Genomic DNA, 16,556 nt, shown 5'->3' with positions numbered 1-16,556 from the left:
CGTGTACTGGGTAATCCCTACTTCATGACTCGCCCGCTGCTCCTCCTCGACGTGGACGGCCCCCTCAACCCCTTCCGGTCCCGCCTCGCGGGGCTCCGCGGATACACCAGCCACCGGATGCGTCCGAGCATCTGGCTGTCCTACCGCGCACCGGAATCCCGCAGCGCCCGCCGCGGCGTGCGGGTGCGCCTGCACCCGGCCCACGGCGCCCGGCTGCTGGCCCTGCCCTACGAACTCGCCTGGGCCACGGCCTGGACGCACGAGGCCAACACGCTCATCTCCCCGCACATCGGACTACCCGCTGATCTTCCTGTCATCGAATGGCCGGAACTCTTCACCCGCGACCCCGACGGCCTCTTCTGGAAGACGCGCCCCCTCCTGGAATGGGCGGCCGGCCGCCCCTTCGCCTGGGTCGACGACATGATCACGCCCCGGGACGTCGCCTGGGTGGCCGCCCACCACCCGGCCCCGGCCCTGCTCCTGCGCATCCACCCCCGCCACGGCCTGCGCCCGCAGGACTTCACCACCCTCGACCGCTGGGCGGCCGGGATCAGCCCAGCAGGGCCGTGACCGGATCCGGGGAGGGAGGGCGGCCCGTGGGCCACCAGTCGTCGTCACCCAGGCGGTTCTCGTACGAGTACCAGAGGCCGTCGCGGCCCAGCCGGAGCTGGCGGGACGGGCCGGTGAGCCGGTTGCGGTCGGGGCGGAACGGGCCCTGGACCGCAGCGAGCAGGGCCGGGCGGGCCCGGTCGAAGGGGCCGGCCGGTGGATCCCAGGGCTCTTCGAGGGCGAGCAGGGCGGGCAGACCGCCCTGCCTCCAGGCGGCGGCACCCCGCGCCAGGTCGGTGGTGCTGCGTCCCGTGGCGCGGGCCAGGTCCCGGTAGAGGGCGCGGGCGGCTCCGGTGAGCCCGGCGGTGGGGTGGGCGGAGGCCAGCCGGACGGCGTCCTGCCAGCGGCTGAGCCCGGCCATCGGATCCTCGGCGGTGCGCAGCAGGGCCAGGGCGCGGGCGGCTGCGTCCGCGGCGAGCTGGTCCAGGGCGAGCGGGTCCGGGGCCGCCGGGTCGGCGGGATACGCGGGCGGCATCCCGACGGCGGACGGCGCCGCCAGCGGGGCGGGCAGCGGCGGCAGGACGGTGCGGGCGAGCGCGTCGCGGGCCGGGACACCGGGGAAGTCCGGTGCCCCGTCGGGCTGTTCGCGCGCGGCGTGGGCGGCATTGCGACGGGTCAGCTCCTCCAGCAGCTCCCGCTCGCCGCGGCCGCGCAGCAGGAGCAGGACGAAGGGATCGGCGTCCAGGAGCCGGGCGGCGCGGTAGCACAGGGCCGCCGCGTGCTTGCAGGGCGGACGGGCGACGTCCGGGCAGGAGCAGCGCGGCACGAGCTCCCCCGCACCGGGCAGGACCGACTCGGAGAGGGACTCCGGGACCTCCCGCTCCAGCAGCGCGGCGAGCGCCGTCGGGTCGGCCACCACCGATTCCAGCAGCTCGCTCCACTCGGCGTCCGAGAAAGCGGGCAGGGACAGCTCGGTGCGGTACGGCCGCGGCCGGCTGCCCCGTACGTAGGCCACGATCCGGCCCGGGGTGATGGTGACGGCATCAACGTGCCCTTCGGCGGCGTAGGTCCGCCCCCGGGTCAGCCGGGCTCCGTCGCGGGCCACCGACTCCAGGGCGGACACCCAGGCCCGGCCCCACCAGCTGACGGCCTCCACCCCGGGCGGCACGGTCTCGAAGGTGCGGCGGCGGTCGTCGCGCGCGGTGATCACGCGGGCCTGCGCAGGGAGACGAGGTCGGCCAGCTCGCGGTCGGTGAGCTCGGTCAGCGCCGCCTCGCCGGAGCCGAGGACGGCGTCGGCCAGGGCCCGCTTCGCTTCCAGCATTTCGGCGATCCGGTCCTCCACGGTGCCTTCGGCGATGATGCGGTGGACCTGGACCGGCTGGGTCTGGCCGATGCGGTAGGCACGGTCGGTGGCCTGCTCCTCCACGGCCGGGTTCCACCAGCGGTCGTAGTGGATGACGTGCCCGGCGCGGGTGAGGTTGAGGCCGGTACCGGCCGCCTTGAGGGAGAGCAGGAACACGGGCACCTCGCCCGCCTGGAACCGGTCCACGAGCTCCTCGCGGCGCGGCACGGGCGTGCCCCCGTGCAGCAGTTGGTGGGAGATCCCGCGCGCCGTCAGGTGGCGTTCGATGATGCGGGCCATCGTCACGTACTGCGTGAAGACCAGCACCGAGCCGCCCTCGGCCAGGATCGTGTCGAGCAGCTCCTCGAGCAGGGCCAGCTTCCCGGAACGGTGCGCGATCCGGGGCTCCGCCTCTTTCAAGCTGTGCTCTTTCAAATACTGCGCCGGGTGATTGCAGATCTGCTTGAGCGAGGCCAGCAGCTTCATGATCATGCCGCGCCGCTCGATGCCCTCGCTCGCCCCGATCACGGCCATCGCCTCGTCGACCGCCGCCTGGTAGAGGGATGCCTGCTCGCGGGTGAGGGAGACGGGGTGGTCGGTCTCCGTCTTCGGCGGCAGTTCGGGGGCGATCCCGGGGTCGGACTTCTTGCGCCGCAGCAGGAACGGCCGGACCAGCGCGGAGAGCCGGGCCACCGCCGCCTCGTTGCCCCCGTCCTCCTCCGTCTGGTGTTCCACGGGCCGGGCGTGCCGGGCGCGGAACGCGGTGAGCGGGCCGAGCAGGCCGGGCGTGGTCCAGTCGAGGAGCGCCCACAGCTCGGAGAGGTTGTTCTCCACCGGGGTGCCGGTCAGTGCCACCCGCGCGGGCGCCGGGATCGTGCGCAGCGCCTTCGCGGTCGCCGAATGCGGGTTCTTGACGTGCTGGGCCTCGTCCGCGACGACCATGCCCCAGGGCTGTCCGGCCAGTTCGGCCGCTCCCGCACGCATGGTTCCGTACGTGGTGAGGACGAATCCCCCGGCCGACGCTCCGCTCAGCCCTTCGAGGCTGCGGCCGGCGCCGTGGTAGCGGCGCACCGGCGTCCCGGGGGCGAACTTCTCGATCTCCCGCTGCCAGTTGCCCAGCAGCGAGGCCGGGCAGACCACCAGCGTCGGCTCAGAACGGTCGCGGTGCAGGTGGAGCGCGATCAGGGTGACGGTCTTGCCCAGGCCCATGTCGTCGGCGAGGCAGCCGCCGAGGCCGAGCGAGGTCATCAGGTCCAGCCAGGCCAGACCGCGGGCCTGGTAGTCGCGCAGGGTGGCCTTGAGCCCGGCGGGCTGGGGCAGCGGGGCCAGTTCCCCGGTCAGCCGGTCCCGCAGGGCGGCCAGCGCCCCCACGGGAACCGCGGCCACCGGCTCCCCCTCGATCTCGACCTCGGCCGTCCCCGTCAGCGCGGCCGCCAGCGCGTCCACCGGGTCCAGCAGGCCCAGCTCCCGCTTGCGCGCCTTGCGCACCAGCTCCGGATCGACCCGCACCCACTGGTCGCGCAGCCGCACCACGGGCCGGTGGGCCTGCGCGAGCGCGTCCATCTCCCCCGGGGTGAGCCGGTCCCCGCCGAGCGCCAGCTCCCAGGAGAAGGCGAAGAGGTGCTCGGCGTCGAAGAACGCGGTGCCGTCGGTGGCGGAACCGGGCGCGGTGGACCGTACGACCGCGGTCGCGGTGAGCGTACGAGCCAGCTCGCGCGGCCAGTGGACCAGGACCCCGGCCTCCGCCAGCCGGGTCGCGGCCCGGCCCAGCAGGTCTTCGAGCTCGGGGTCCGAGAGGGCCAGCACATCGGGGACCGGCTGGTCCAGCAACCGCAGCAGCGGCGGCCAGACCCGGGCCGCCCGCCGCAGCGCGAGCACGGCGTCGATCCGGGCCCGGGGGCCGAAGCCGGCCGCGGCGGCGCCCGCCCAGAGCATGGCGGCGTCCGTGACCAGGGTCGGGTCGGCGAGGCTGTGCACCTGGACGACGGCGGCCCCGGCGCGGCGCGGGTCCTCGCCCGGTTCGGTCCCGCTCTCGGCCTCGTCGAAGAGGCGGAAGGAGGACAGGTCGAGGCGGAGCGAGATCCCGACTCCGGTGTCCGCGCCCGAGGCGACCTGAGCGGCCCAGTCCCGCATCCCGGGGACCTGCTGCGGCTCGCGCGCGGCGAACGGCCGGCCCGCGGCGAAGGGCGCCGCGGGGGTCCGGGGCAGGCTGTCGGCGACGGCGTCGAGGAACGCCCTGACCAGTGCCTCCGGTTCGGGGAGGTGGAGCGGGCGGCGTCCGGCGAGCGGAGTGGCGTACCCCTCGGGCGGCAGGGCGGCGGCGACCGCGCGCAGATGCCCGATGTCCTCGGCGTCCAGGGGCCCCGCCCGCCAGGCGTCGACCCCGTCGGGGGTCAGCCCGGGCAGCAGCCGGCCCCGCGCGACGAGCGACAGCGCCTGGACGGCGGCGGTCCCCCAGGCCCGGGTCGCCGGATGCGTGACGGGCCTGCGGACCGCCGCGACGAGCACGGGCAGGGCGGCGGTGACCGTCAGCGTGACGGCGGGCACGGTGCGGGTACGGACGCCCTCCCCGTGGGGACGGACCACCTGGAGCGTGCCCGGAGTGCCTTCGGCGGGCAGGGGGTCCCCGTCCGGAGCCCAGAACGCGATGCGGCTCTCCCGGGGCACGGCGGCGGGCAGAAACACGGCAGCATGCCGCGCCAGCCCGGCCCCGACCCGCCCCGCCACGTCCCCCGTCGTCACCACGACCATCCCGCCCCCCTCTCCCAGCTCCAGCAGTCCCCGCCACCACCACAACCCGACGGATCCCCTCGTGCGTCGAGTCTATGCGCGCCCACTGACAGCCCCACTGACCTGCCCGTTTCCCGGCGGGCCGAGGGCCCGGGAGCGGGGGCCGGTGGGCTGGAGCCCGTGGGCCGAGGGCCCGGTGGGCCAGGGGCCCGTGGGCCGAGGGCCCAGGGCCGGGGCCCGGGGGCTCAGGCCGGGGGCTCAGGGCCGAGGGCCCCGGTGAGCCGGTGGGCCGAGGGCCCAGGGCCGAGGCCGGGGCCGAGGGCTCAGGGCCGGGGCCGAGGGCTCAGGGCCGAGGGCCCGGGGCGGAGGGCCCGGGGCCCGGGGCCAGGTGCCGGGGTGCCGGGGCCGGGTGCCGGGGTGCCGGGGCCGGGTGCCGGGGTGCCAGGGTGCCGGGGTGCCGGGGTGCCGGAGGGGTGGGGGCCGAGGGCCCGAGGGCCCGGGGCCCGTGGGCCAGGAGCCAGGGGCCCGGTGCCGAATGCCGAGTGCCGAGTGCCGAGTGCCGAGGCCAGGGTGCCGGGGGGGCCGAGGGCCCGAGGCCCGTGGGCCGGAGCCCGTGGGCCGGAGCCCGTGGGCCAGGGGCCCGGTGCCGGGCCCACGGGGTGCCGGGGGGCAGGGGGCCGAGGGCCCGGGGCCGGTGGGCCGGAGCCCGTGGGCCAGGGGCCCGGGTGCCGGGTGCCGGGTGCCGGGTGCCCGGTGCCCGGTGCCCGGTGCCGGAGGGCCGGGGCCGGCCCGGGGGATGGTGATTCAGCGGGACCAGCGGCCGCGGTCGTGGGCGTAGCCGTGGACCGGGCGGTCCGGGGTGGCGGCGGAGACCCGCCAGGGGCGGCCGGCCTCGTCGAGGCGGAGGGTGCCGGAGCCGGTGGGGCCGCTCCAGCGGAGGTCGAGGTACCAGTCGCAATCGCAGCCGGTGCTGCTCGCCACCACCCGCAGGACCGCCGGTTCGGCGGCCGAGACCTTGAGCGGGAAGGCGGGGGCCGCGATCTTCTCCCCCGCATCGTTGCCGGCCACCGGCCGGGCCTGCGGGCGCGGGGCGTCCAGGTTGACCGCGAACGCGGCCGGGGTGAGACTTCCGCCGCAGCCCTGCGACATCTCGAACACGTTCCACCGCAGCGGGGCCCGGCGGCCGGTCACCCGTACCTCCAGGTCCTCCAGGACCACCGGGTCCGGGCCCGTGCCCAGCAGGGTGACCTCGACGATCTGCGTGCCCGCGTGGACGGCCCCGCGCCCCGCCGCCCACGCGGCCGCGTCCGCCTCCACCGGGGGCGCGGGCACCGCCGAGGGCGCCGCCGCGGCGAGGTACGCGTGATCGCAGCCCGCGGCCCATACGTGCGACCGTACGGCCGCCCGGAGCGGCACGGCCGCGGGTGAGGGCGGGGGCGGCGGCGAGGAGCCGCCCGTCGCCGCCGGCCCGGTCGAGGTCGGCGCTCCCGACGGCACGCCCGTCGGAGAGCCGCTCGCCGTCGGCGTCACCACGGGCCCGGTCGCCGTGGCTCCGCCCGCACCCGCCGTCGTGGCAACCGCTGTCGGCCCGGCCTGGGGTGCCCGGGTGCCCCCGCCCGCCCGCGGAAGCAGGCCGACGCCCACCGCGAGGGCGACGACCGCTGCCACCGCCACCCCGGCCAGCAGCAGGCGTCGGCCCGACCTGCGCGGCACCGGTGCCGGTACCGACGTAGACGGCCCCTGCACCTCCGGAACCGCGGCCACCGCCTCCGGCTCCGCCCGCTCCCGATCCCGCTCCTCCACGGCCGGCACTTCCACCACCACGCCCGACCGCCGCCGCGCATCCGCCAGCAGCCAGGCCCGGTGCAGTTCCACCGCCTCCGCCGGCGTCGCCCCGCAGGCCCGCGCGAAGCGGTCGACCACCGCGAACTCCGCGGGCAGCGCCTCGCCGCCGCAGTACCGGTGCAAGGTCGACGTGCTCGTGTGGAGGACCCGCGCGAGGGCCCCGTAGCTCCGCCCGCTCCGTTCCTTCAGTTCCCTCATCAACCGTGCGAAAGCCTGCGCCTCGGCCGATCTCCCCGTCCCGGAGTTCCGTTCCATGCCAAGCATGTTCCCGCAGCTGAGGGTACGTACGGCCGTTCCATTGTCCCGAGTTCGTCCCGAACCGCCGCCCCGGGCCCGGGACGGGGTACAGCCTTCTCCAGAAGCACCGAAGCGAACCGCACCGCACCGCCACACCTTCACGGACCTCACGGGGAGAACCGACCATGTTCCGACGCACCACCGCCCGGACCACCGCAGTCCTCGCGGCCACCGCGGCCGCCGCCACCGCCCTCGTCCTCACCGCCTCCACCACCTCCACGGCCGCCGTCACCGCGCCCGGGTTCCTGACCGGCGCCGACCTGCCCCCGCACCCCGGCTCCGCCTGGTACACCGGGAAGGTCACCAAGGGGCTGCCCGAGCACGCGCCGTTCTGCCTGGACGGCGTGCTGCCCGCCACCGGGAGCTGGCACCGCGTCTTCTCCACCGAGTTCGACACGGGCGCGGACCAGGTGTCCGTACGTACGTCCTCCAGCGCTGCGGCCGTCAAGCTCGCGGCGGCCCTGGAGCGCAAGGTGGCGGCCTGCGCCGCCGACTGGCTGCGCCGGTCTCCGGGCGGGACGGCCTCCTGGCAGGACTACGGGAAGGTCACCGTCGAGGAGGGCGCGCACGTCTACGGGGTGCACACCTCCATGCCGGAATCCGAGCCCGGCGTGCACCTGTACGGCATCGGGCGCGACGGCTCCACCGTGACGGTCGTGAAGTGGGGGCAGATGGGGAACCTGTCCCACGCACCCGTCTCCGCCTTCAAGAAGACGACCGTCAGGGCCGTGAACAAGCTCAACCCCTGACGCGCCGCACCCCCGGTGGGACCATGGAAGGGACGGGGAAGCCGGGGGTCGCGACGACATCGAGGCGGCGATGGCCATGCGCACCGGGAACGAGCCGGTGACCGCCCGCAGCGCGCTGCGGCTGCGCTTCTGGCTGAGCCTGTGGGGGCTGATCTGGTCCGGTGCCGGGGCGGCGGCGTTCTCGCTCGCCGCCCGGCCCGGGTGGGCGGCGGCCTGCGCCGCCGTCGCCGTGCTCGCGGCCGTGGACCTGGCCGTGGTGCTCCGCCACATCCACCAGGGCCCCCACTACCAGCCGGGCCGCGACATCCCCCCGTACGAGCCCCCCGACCCCTAGGGGGTGTCCCGAGCCGGGCTACGACTCGAAGCGGGCCGCCGCCAGGTAGTCCGGCTGGGGGTCCAGGGCGGCCGCGAGGCGGAAGTGCTTGCGGGCCTGGTCCGGCCGGCCGGCGCGCTCGTGGGTGCGGGCCAGCGCGAAGTGGGCGAAGGCGTTGTCCGGCTCCCGCTCCAGCACGATCTCGAACTCCAGCTCCGCCGGACGCAATTGGGCGGCGGCGAAGAAGGCCCGGGCGCGCAGCAGCCGGGCCGCCGTGTTCTCCGGATGGGCGGCTATGACCGAGTCGAGCAGCTTCACCGCACCGCGCGGGTCGCGCGCGGCCAGGAGCTGCTCCGCGGCCCGGTAGTCGATGACGTGCGTCTCGGGCGACGAGGACCGCGACGGCGGCGGGAGCTGCGGCGTGGTGTCGGACACGGTCTGTTCCTTCCCTCTGCAGCCGCGTTCAACGCCCCGCACACGGTCCGCTATTCCGCCCTGCGCGCCGCCCGCTGTTACGCCCCGCGCGCCGCCCGCGCGGTGAGCTCCTCCCACACCTTGCGCACCTGCGGCTCCAGCGCCTCCAGCGGCCCGTCGTTGTCGATCACGAGGGTGGCCACGGCCAGCCGCTGTTCCCGCGTGGCCTGCGCGGCCATCCGGGCCCGGGCCTCCGACTCCTCCATGCCCCGCAGCCCCGTGAGCCGGGCCAGCTGGGTGGCGGGGGCCGCGTCCACGACGACGACCAGGTCGTACAGCGGCGCGAGCCCGTTCTCCGCGAGCAGCGGTACGTCGTGCACCACGATCGCGTCGGGCCCCGCGGCGGCCTCCAGCTCGGCGGACCGGGCCCCGACCAGCGGGTGCACGATCCCGTTGAGGATCTTCAGCTTCGCCTGGTCCGCGAAGACGATCGACCCCAGCTTCGGCCGGTCCAGCCCGCCCTGCGGAGTCAGTACGGACTCCCCGAAGGCGGCCACCACCGCCGCGAGCCCGGGCGTACCCGGCTCCACGACCTCCCGCGCGATCCGGTCGGCGTCCACGAGGACCGCCCCGTACCCCGCCAGCAGCCGCGAGACCTCGCTCTTGCCGGCGCCGATTCCGCCTGTCAGGCCAACTTTCAACATGCCCGGCAGACTAACCCCCGCGCCCGGGGCCCCGTACAGCCCCCTGCGAGCAGGGCTGCCGGGGAGCCAGCGGGCGGGGAGACGGCGGACCGGGCGACGGCGGACGCGGCGACGGCTCCGCTCAGCCCTCGCCCTCGCGCTCCGCGAGGAAGCGCTCGAACTCGAGGCCGATCTCGTCGGCCGACGGGATCTCCGCGGGCTCCGCGATCATGTTGCCGCGGGTCTCGGCGCCGGCCGCCGCGTCGTACTGGTGCTCCAGCCCCTGCACGAGGCTGACCAGCTCCTCGTCGCCCTCCCGGATCTGCCGGTCGATCTCCGTCTGCGTGCGGTGCGCCTCGGTGCGCAGCGCGTGCGCGACCGACGGCAGGACCAGCCCGGTCGCGGCGGTGATCGCCTCCAGGGCGGTCAGCGCGGCATCGGGGTACGGGGAGCGCGCCACGTAGTGCGGTACGTGGGCGGCGACGCCCAGCACGTCGTGCCCGGCCTGACCGAGGCGGAACTCGACCAGCGACTCGGCGCTGCCGGGGACCTGGGCCTCGTCGAAGGGGCTGCGGTGCCCCGGCATGAGGTCGGTCCGGTTGCCGTGCGGGGTGATCCCGACGGGCCGGGTGTGCGGGACGCCCATGGGGATGCCGTGGAAGTTGACGGAGAGCCGCACGCCCAGGCGCTCGACGATCTGCCGGACGGCGACGGCGAAGCGCTCCCACTCCACGTCCGGCTCGGGGCCGGAGAGCAGCAGGAAGGGCGCGCCCGTGGCGTCCTGCACGAGGCGCACCTCGAGCAGGGGCTCCTCGAACTCGGTCCAGTGGTCGCGCTGGAAGGTCAGCAGCGGACGGCGCGCCCGGTAGTCCACCAGACGGTCCGCGTCGAAGCGCGCCACGACCTGGTGGGGCAGCGCGTCGAGCAGCCGCTCGACGATCTGCTCGCCGGTCTCGCCCGCGTCTATGTACCCCTCGAAGTGGTAGAGCATGACCAGCCCGGCCGAGTCCTGGGTGAGCGCCAGGTCGGCCACCGCCAGGCCCTTGGCGTCCCATTCGTACAAACCCTGTGGATCAAGCACCGCCACCACTCCTCCTCCGCCGCGTTCTCCTGGAAGAACGTCCAAGGGCCCGTGACCATTCCCCAGTTGGCGCGGTGTTCACAGAACGGGTGTGGCGGCATGGCACGCACAACGCGGTAAGGCCCGCCCCCCTGAGGGGACGGGCCTTACCGGTGAATCGTTCAGCTCAGCTCACACCGTGCTGATGCGATCTGCGATCAGCTCTGGCCGCCGGCCAGCTTCTCGCGGAGCGCGGCCAGGGCCTCGTCCGACGCCAGGGCGCCAGAGGTCTCGTCCGCACCCTCGGAGGAGTACGAACCACCCGAGATGCCCGCACCGGCGCTGCTGCTGCCACCGGCGGCCGGAGCGGCCGCACCCTCGGCAGCGGCGGCCTCGTCGGCCTCGCGGCTCTTGATGACCTGCGCCTGGTGCTGCTCGAAGCGCTGCTGCGCCTCGGCGTACTGGCCCTCCCAGGCTTCGCGCTGCTTGTCGAAGCCCTCGAGCCAGTCGTTGGTCTCGGGGTCGAAGCCCTCGGGGTAGATGTAGTTGCCCTGGTCGTCGTACGACGCGGCCATGCCGTACAGGGTCGGGTCGAACTCGACCGACGCCGGGTCGGCACCGAAGGACTCGTTGGCCTGCTTCAGGGACAGCGAGATCCGGCGACGCTCGAGGTCGATGTCGATGACCTTGACGAAGATCTCGTCGTTGACCTGGACGACCTGCTCCGGGATCTCCACGTGGCGCTCGGCCAGCTCGGAGATGTGGACCAGACCCTCGATGCCCTCGTCCACGCGGACGAACGCACCGAACGGAACCAGCTTGGTGACCTTACCCGGGACGACCTGGCCGATCTGGTGGGTCCGGGCGAACTGCTGCCACGGGTCTTCCTGCGTCGCCTTCAGCGACAGGGAGACGCGCTCGCGGTCCATGTCCACGTCGAGAACCTCGACGGTGACTTCCTGACCGACCTCGACGACCTCGGACGGGTGGTCGATGTGCTTCCAGGACAGCTCGGAGACGTGGACGAGACCGTCGACGCCACCCAGGTCCACGAAGGCACCGAAGTTGACGATCGAGGAAACGACGCCGGAGCGGACCTGACCCTTCTGCAGGGTGGTGAGGAACGTCTGGCGAACCTCGGACTGGGTCTGCTCGAGCCAGGCGCGGCGGGACAGGACCACGTTGTTGCGGTTCTTGTCCAGCTCGATGATCTTCGCCTCGAGCTCCTTGCCCACGTAGGGCTGGAGGTCGCGGACGCGACGCATCTCGACGAGGGAAGCCGGGAGGAAGCCACGGAGGCCGATGTCGAGGATGAGACCACCCTTGACGACCTCGATGACGGTACCGGTGACGATGCCGTCTTCTTCCTTGATCTTCTCGATCGTGCCCCAGGCGCGCTCGTACTGCGCACGCTTCTTGGACAGGATCAGACGGCCTTCCTTGTCCTCCTTCTGGAGAACCAGGGCCTCGATCTCGTCGCCGACCTTGACGACCTCGTTCGGGTCGACATCGTGCTTGATCGAGAGCTCGCGGCTCGGGATGACGCCTTCGGTCTTGTAACCGATGTCGAGGAGAACCTCGTCCCGGTCCACCTTCACGATGACGCCGTCGACGATGTCGCCGTCGTTGAAGTACTTGATCGTCTCGTCGATCGCGGCGAGGAACGCTGCCTCGTCACCGATGTCGTTGACCGCAACCTGCGGAGTGGTGGCGGTGGTCTCGGTGCTGCTCGTCATGTGGGTAAGGGCTCCGGTTACGGACAGAAAGTCGTAGGTACTGCTACGCCGGGAGCCCTTATCGGCATCTGCCGAAGAAGCCGGACAGCCAAGGAAGCCCCAGTTCCGCGAAACGCGGGGTGGGGGCCTCGAAAACCGAGGGGTCATCAACAGATACAAGCGCAGCCTGCTAGGTCTGAGGAGCACAGGCTCGCAGCGCAACTTGTAGCATACGGGGGCAGCCGGACAGGGTCAATGCGCGAAGGCGCACACCCCGGGCGGATCACCGCACAACCGGCACAATTAGTGGGCAGGCAGGCGCCGATGGCCCTTCCCGCCCACTTTCCGCAGACATTCGCAGACTACGACGACGGGCCCCATGAACCAAGAGGACTACGCCCCCGAAGAAGCGTACGAAGCCGGATCGGCCGTCGAAGACGATTCCGAGGCCACCCGGCGTGACGCGGGGGAAGCGGAGAGCAGCCGGGCCAGCCGGGGCTGGTGGGACCGCAACGCCGACGAGTACCAGAGCGAGCACGGGGCCTTCCTCGGCGACGACCGCTTTGTATGGGGCCCGGAGGGCCTGGACGAGGCGGAGGCCGCCCTGCTGGGCCCCGCCGCCTCCCTCAAGGGCAAGGACGTCCTGGAGATCGGCGCCGGCGCCGCCCAGTGCTCGCGCTGGCTGGCCGCCCAGGGCGCCCGCCCCGTCGCCCTCGACCTCTCCCACCGCCAGCTCCAGCACGCCCTGCGGATCGGCGATAACGTCCCCCTGGTCGAGGCCGACGCCGGACGCCTCCCCTTCCGCGACGCCTCCTTCGACCTGGCCTGCTCCGCCTACGGCGCCGTCCCCTTCGTCGCCGACCCCGTGAACGTCATGCGCGAGGTGCGCCGGGTCCTGCGGCCCGGCGGCCGCTGGGTCTTCTCCGTCACCCACCCCATCCGCTGGGCCTTCCCCGACGAGCCCGGCCCCGAGGGGCTCTCCGTCGCCGCCTCCTACTTCGACCGCACCCCCTACGTCGAGCAGGACGAGCAGGGCCGCGCCGTGTACGTGGAGCACCACCGCACCCTCGGCGACCGGGTACGGGACGTGGTCGCGGGCGGTTTCCGCCTCCTCGACCTGGTGGAACCGGAATGGCCCGCGTGGAACAGCCAGGAGTGGGGCGGCTGGTCCCCGCTGCGCGGGAACCTCATCCCCGGTACGGCGATCTTCGTGTGCGAGCGGGACTGAGCCGGTGCCGGAACAGCGCGTGATCCGTACGGCCGACCTCGACGCCCTCCCCGTACAGGAGGCCGTGCCCGCCCTGGTCTCGGCGCTCGACGCGCACGGCGCCGCCGTGCTCTGCGCCCCGCCCGGCACGGGCAAGACCACGCTGGTGCCGCTGGTGCTGGCGGGGCTGGTGGGAGGCGGACCACGGCGTCGCGTGGTGGTCGCCGAACCTCGCCGGATCGCCGCCCGCGCGGCCGCCCGGCGGATGGCCTGGCTGCTCGGCGAGCAGGTCGGCGGCTCCGTCGGCTTCACGGTGCGCGGGGAGCGGGTGGTCGGACCGTCCACCGTGGTCGAGGTGGTCACCACCGGGGTGCTGCTCCAGCGGCTCCAGCGCGACCAGGAGCTCTCCGGGGCCGACCTGGTGATGCTGGACGAGTGCCACGAGCGGCACCTCGACGCGGACACGGTCGCCGCCTTCCTCCTGGACGTACGGGAGACCCTGCGCCCCGAGCTGCGGCTCCTCGCCGCCTCGGCGACCACCGACGCGGCCGGCTGGGCACGGCTCCTGGGGAACGCGCCCGTCGTGGAGGCGGCCGGCGTCTCCCACCCGGTGGAGACCGTGTGGGCCCCGCCGGCCCGCCCGGTGCGGCCGCCGCACGGGATGCGGGTGGACCCGGCGCAGCTGACGCACGTGGCCTCGGTGGTGCGGCGGGCGCTGGCGGAACGTTCCGGCGACATCCTGTGCTTCCTGCCCGGCGTCGGTGAGATCGCCCGGGTCGCCGGGCAGCTCGGCGCCGTCGACGCGGAGGTCCTCCAGATACACGGCCGGGCTCCGGCCTCCGTCCAGGACGCGGCGCTGTCCCCCGCTGCGCACCGCCGGGTCATCCTCTCCACCGCCGTCGCGGAGTCCAGCCTGACCGTGCCCGGCGTACGGATCGTCGTGGATTCGGGGCTGGCCCGCGAACCCCGGGTCGACCACGCCCGGGGCCTGGGCGCGCTGGCCACCGTACGGGCGTCCCGCGCGGCCGGCCGCCAGCGCGCGGGCCGGGCCGGGCGTGAGGCCCCGGGCACGGTGTACCGCTGCTGGGCCGAAGCCGAGGACGGGCGGCTGCCCGCGTACCCCTCCCCCGAGATCCGGATCGCGGACCTCGCGCAGTTCGCCCTCCAGGCCGCCTGCTGGGGCGACCCGGACGCGAGCGGCCTGGCCCTGCTCGATCCACCGCCGGGCGGAGCGATGGCCGCGGCGCGGGAGGTGCTGCTCGCGGTGGGCGCGGTGTCCCCGGCGGGCCGGCCGACCCCGCGGGGGCTGCGGATGGCCCGGCTCGGCCTGCACCCCGCCTGGCCCGGGCCCTGCTCGACGGCTCCGCCGCGCTGGGCCCCCGGCGGGCGGCGGAACTGGTGGCCCTCCTCAGCGAGGAGCCGCCGCGCGAGTACGGGGACGACCTGGCCGCAGCCTGGCGCCGGGCCCGCGCGGGCGGCGACCCGTACGGCTCGCGCTGGCGCGCGGAGGCCCGCCGCCTGGAGCGCGCCGCCGCCGAGGGGAGCCCTGCGGGGCCTTCCCCCACCCCGCCCCTTCCCGAAACCGGGACTCCGCCCCGGCCCCCTTCGGGCGGCATCAGCCGAAACCCAGCCCCTCCGGCGTTTGAGGAGCGGGGTCCGGGGCGGAGCCCCAGCAGCGGCGCTGCACCCGACGACGCCGCCGCCGGGCTCGTCGCCGCACTCGCGTTCCCGGAGCGGGTCGCCAGATCCAAGGGCCAGGGCTCGTTCCTCATGGCCAGCGGCACGGCCGCCGAGCTCGGCGACGGGTCACCGCTGCGCAGCGCGCCCTGGCTGGCCGTGGCCGTCGCCGACAGGCCCCCGCACTCGGCGTCCGCCCGCGTCCGGCTCGGAGCCCTCGTCGACGAGGAGACGGCCCGAGCGGCCGCAGGCCACCTGTTCCGCGCGGGCGAAGAGGTGCACTGGGAGGACGGAGACCTCGTCGCCCGCTCCGTGGAACGGCTCGGCGCGATCGAGCTGGCCGCGCGGCCCCTGCGCGACCCCGACCGCGCCCTCGTCAGGGCCGCACTGCTCGACGGACTCCGTACAGAGGGGCTCGGCCTGCTCCGCTGGACCCCGGACGCGGAAGCGCTGCGGGCCCGGCTCGGCTTCCTGCACCGCACGCTCGGCGCGCCCTGGCCCGGGGTGGAGGACGACCTGGAGCTGCTGGAGCGCGCCTACGACTGGCTGGAGCCGGAGCTGTCGCGGGCCCGCCGCCGCGCCGACCTCGCGCGGATCGACGCCGGGCAGGCGCTGAACCGGCTGCTGCCCTGGGCGACGGGCGAGGCCGCCCGGCTCGACGAGCTGGCCCCGGAGCGGATCGAGGTGCCGAGCGGCTCCCGGATCCGCGTGGACTACGCCGCCGAGCACGGCCAGCCCGTACTCGCCGTCAAACTGCAGGAGCTGTTCGGGCTGGCCGAGACCCCCCGGGTCGCGGGGGTCCCCGTACTCGTCCACCTGCTGTCGCCCGCCGGACGGCCGGCCGCGGTCACCGCCGACCTCGCGTCCTTCTGGCAGGGCGGCTACCGCGCCGTCCGCGCCGAGCTCCGCGGCCGCTATCCCAAGCACCCGTGGCCGGAGGACCCGGCGACCGCCGAGCCCACCCGGCACACCAACGCCCGGCTCAGGCGCTGAACTGCTCCCCCTCCCGGGGGCGCCGGCTCCGCGCCTCCAGCCACAGCGCGAGCCCGAAGAGTGCGAGCCCGCCGGCGGCGAGGCCGATCGGCGCGTAGGTGTGCAGCGCGAGGACCATGGTCCGGTTCGACTTGACCAGGGCGACGGTGTGGTTGCTGTAGTCCTCGCGCATCTTCACGTGTCCCGCGAAGACGGTGAGCCTGCCGTCGGGCGCGCTGCCCGCGATGCTCCCGCCGCGCATCTCCTGCTGGATCTGCTGCTCGGCGTTGACGGGCGCACCGGTCACCGGGTCCACCCAGAACATCGCCTTGGTCGAGTACCAGAGGGAGGTGCCGGTGCTCTGCTCGAAGGTGGCCGGGTCGATGCCCTCGATCGGCATCTTCTTGGGCAGCGAGACCTTCGTCCACGGGATCGTCTGCTCGTAGTAGTAGACGTCCATGCCCTTGAACTTGCGCGGGCCCACGTAGTGGATGGGCGAGGAGCTGCGGGTCTGCTGGTCGAAGTACAGGTAGTCGCGCGGCTCGGTGAAGAACGGCCACTTGAACTCGATGCCCTCGCGCTTGACCGGGTCCCCGTCCACCGCCTCGCCCGTGGCGTGCACCGGGTCCTGGGTGTGGGCGTCGAAGATGTAGCGCTCGGGGATCTGGGAGACCATCTGCCCGTCCGGGCCCATGATGTGGGTCAGCGTGTCCCAGACCACCACGTCCTTGCCGGCACTGGCCTCGATCTCCTTCGAGGCCTCCACGTTGCCCTTGAGGGTCTGGACGATGGTGACCTTGTCGACCTTCTTGGGCTGCATGCCCGCGGTGTAGTCGAGCAGGGTCGCGTCCTTCGCCTCCAGGACCACCTCCTGGTACTGGTTCGGCGGGATCTTCGCGAGCCTGGGGTACGCGTACCAGCGCAGCATCGGTGCGAGGGCTGCGCAGAACACGGCTACGGCTAGCAGGACGAGGCTTGCTCTACGTCGCACGGCCGGGCCC

12 protein-coding genes and 1 pseudogene are annotated in these 16,556 nt (G+C 74.4%); 5 read left to right on the top strand and 8 right to left on the bottom strand.

Annotated elements, in window-relative coordinates:
• The first annotated feature begins 24 nt into the window (after positions 1-24).
• A complete protein-coding gene (locus NLX94_RS17435; protein WP_254383757.1) occupies positions 25-570 on the top strand; it encodes a hypothetical protein in 546 nt (181 codons plus the stop codon).
• Here the strand turns inward: NLX94_RS17435 and NLX94_RS17430 are convergent.
• From NLX94_RS17430 to NLX94_RS38970, 3 genes are all read right to left on the bottom strand, one after another.
• A complete protein-coding gene (locus NLX94_RS17430; protein ID WP_254383756.1) occupies positions 551-1,759 on the bottom strand; it encodes an SWIM zinc finger family protein in 1,209 nt (402 codons plus the stop codon). The two genes, NLX94_RS17435 and NLX94_RS17430, sit on opposite strands and share 20 nt — an antisense overlap.
• The gene (locus NLX94_RS17425) at positions 1,756-4,644 is read right to left on the bottom strand and encodes a DEAD/DEAH box helicase (RefSeq protein WP_254383755.1); all 2,889 of its coding nucleotides are present in this window, start codon (positions 4,642-4,644) and stop codon (positions 1,756-1,758) included. Before NLX94_RS17425 ends, NLX94_RS17430 begins: the two co-directional genes overlap by 4 nt.
• A 783-nt stretch (positions 4,645-5,427) precedes the next feature.
• On the bottom strand, positions 5,428-6,723 hold the full coding sequence (locus NLX94_RS38970; protein WP_302169677.1) for a helix-turn-helix transcriptional regulator: 1,296 nt from the start codon (positions 6,721-6,723) through the stop codon (positions 5,428-5,430).
• A gap of 167 nt (positions 6,724-6,890) precedes the next feature.
• Here NLX94_RS38970 and NLX94_RS17415 point away from each other — a divergent pair, with 167 nt between their 5' ends.
• A complete protein-coding gene (locus tag NLX94_RS17415; protein ID WP_254383754.1) occupies positions 6,891-7,514 on the top strand; it encodes a hypothetical protein in 624 nt (207 codons plus the stop codon).
• Positions 7,515-7,590: 76 nt separating this feature from the next.
• Positions 7,591-7,848 carry a DUF6343 family protein gene (locus NLX94_RS17410; protein WP_254383968.1) on the top strand — a complete coding sequence of 86 codons (258 nt, stop codon included), beginning with the start codon at positions 7,591-7,593 and terminating at the stop codon, positions 7,846-7,848.
• Positions 7,849-7,866: 18 nt separating this feature from the next.
• Here NLX94_RS17410 and NLX94_RS17405 read toward each other — a convergent pair whose 3' ends face one another.
• The 4 genes from NLX94_RS17405 to rpsA form a co-directional block, all read right to left on the bottom strand.
• Positions 7,867-8,262: a tetratricopeptide repeat protein gene (locus NLX94_RS17405; protein ID WP_254383753.1), complete on the bottom strand. Its 396-nt coding sequence runs from the start codon at positions 8,260-8,262 to the stop codon at positions 7,867-7,869.
• A 77-nt stretch (positions 8,263-8,339) separates the two neighbouring features.
• The gene (gene coaE / locus NLX94_RS17400) at positions 8,340-8,945 is read right to left on the bottom strand and encodes a dephospho-CoA kinase (protein WP_254383752.1); all 606 of its coding nucleotides are present in this window, start codon (positions 8,943-8,945) and stop codon (positions 8,340-8,342) included.
• Positions 8,946-9,066: 121 nt separating this feature from the next.
• On the bottom strand, positions 9,067-10,005 hold the full coding sequence (locus NLX94_RS17395) for a PAC2 family protein (RefSeq protein ID WP_254383750.1): 939 nt from the start codon (positions 10,003-10,005) through the stop codon (positions 9,067-9,069).
• A 197-nt stretch (positions 10,006-10,202) separates the two neighbouring features.
• Positions 10,203-11,720, bottom strand: a complete 1,518-nt coding sequence (rpsA, locus tag NLX94_RS17390) for a 30S ribosomal protein S1 (protein ID WP_254383748.1) — start codon at positions 11,718-11,720, stop codon at positions 10,203-10,205.
• Positions 11,721-12,078: 358 nt separating this feature from the next.
• Between rpsA and NLX94_RS17385 the strand changes: the two genes are divergently transcribed.
• Positions 12,079-12,927, top strand: a complete 849-nt coding sequence (locus NLX94_RS17385) for a class I SAM-dependent methyltransferase (RefSeq protein ID WP_254383746.1) — start codon at positions 12,079-12,081, stop codon at positions 12,925-12,927.
• 19 nt (positions 12,928-12,946) lie between these two features.
• Positions 12,947-15,576 (top strand): annotated as a pseudogene (locus tag NLX94_RS17380) (ATP-dependent RNA helicase).
• Here the strand turns inward: NLX94_RS17380 and NLX94_RS17375 are convergent.
• Entirely contained in the window at positions 15,566-16,546 is a 981-nt protein-coding gene (locus tag NLX94_RS17375) for a DUF3068 domain-containing protein (RefSeq protein WP_254383744.1), read from the bottom strand. The pseudogene NLX94_RS17380 and the gene NLX94_RS17375 sit on opposite strands and share 11 nt — an antisense overlap.
• Positions 16,547-16,556 lie beyond the last annotated feature (10 nt).

Source organism: Streptomyces sp. TBY4 (assembly GCF_024213195.1).
Taxonomy (GTDB): Bacteria; Actinomycetota; Actinomycetes; order Streptomycetales; family Streptomycetaceae; genus Streptomyces.
This window is presented reverse-complemented; position numbering and strand designations above follow the sequence as displayed.

Excerpts from the sequence above, each read along its gene's own strand:
- NLX94_RS17435 (WP_254383757.1), top strand. The coding sequence starts at position 25 with ATGACTCGCCCGCTGCTCCTCCTCGACGTGGACGGCCCCCTCAACCCC.
- NLX94_RS17425 (WP_254383755.1), bottom strand. The coding sequence starts at position 4,644 with ATGGTCGTGGTGACGACGGGGGACGTGGCGGGGCGGGTCGGGGCCGGG.
- NLX94_RS38970 (WP_302169677.1), bottom strand. The coding sequence starts at position 6,723 with ATGGAACGGAACTCCGGGACGGGGAGATCGGCCGAGGCGCAGGCTTTC.
- NLX94_RS17415 (WP_254383754.1), top strand. The coding sequence starts at position 6,891 with ATGTTCCGACGCACCACCGCCCGGACCACCGCAGTCCTCGCGGCCACC.
- NLX94_RS17410 (WP_254383968.1), top strand. The coding sequence starts at position 7,591 with ATGCGCACCGGGAACGAGCCGGTGACCGCCCGCAGCGCGCTGCGGCTG.
- coaE (WP_254383752.1), bottom strand. The coding sequence starts at position 8,945 with ATGTTGAAAGTTGGCCTGACAGGCGGAATCGGCGCCGGCAAGAGCGAG.
- rpsA (WP_254383748.1), bottom strand. The coding sequence starts at position 11,720 with ATGACGAGCAGCACCGAGACCACCGCCACCACTCCGCAGGTTGCGGTC.
- NLX94_RS17385 (WP_254383746.1), top strand. The coding sequence starts at position 12,079 with ATGAACCAAGAGGACTACGCCCCCGAAGAAGCGTACGAAGCCGGATCG.